This window comes from Merdimmobilis hominis, assembly GCF_016901855.1.
Taxonomy (GTDB): Bacteria; Bacillota; Clostridia; order Oscillospirales; family Ruminococcaceae; genus Paludihabitans.
Genome location: NZ_JACJKY010000089.1, coordinates 1 through 245, shown reverse-complemented (window position 1 = coordinate 245; position 245 = coordinate 1). Strand labels below are relative to the sequence as shown.

Genomic DNA, 245 nt, shown 5'->3' with positions numbered 1-245 from the left:
CGGAGGGCTTGGCGTTTTTCACTGCTGCACGTACCGTTTCAATCACCAGGCTTGCCGGCATTTGCGTTGCATATTTGTAACCCACAATACTGTTGTCATACAAATCCTTGATCATCGAAAGATACAAGAATCCCTGTTTTGTTTGTATGTAGGAGATATCTGTTACCCATTTTTCATTGGGCTTTGTCGCCTTAAAGTTGCGCATCAATTCATTGTTGTAATGGGTATAGGTGTTACAATCATAA

1 protein-coding gene is annotated in these 245 nt (G+C 41.2%); it reads right to left on the bottom strand.

The window, feature by feature from the left end:
- Positions 1–245: DDE-type integrase/transposase/recombinase (locus tag H6A12_RS13200; protein WP_204448450.1), on the bottom strand; the 245-nt coding region annotated here is incomplete at both ends.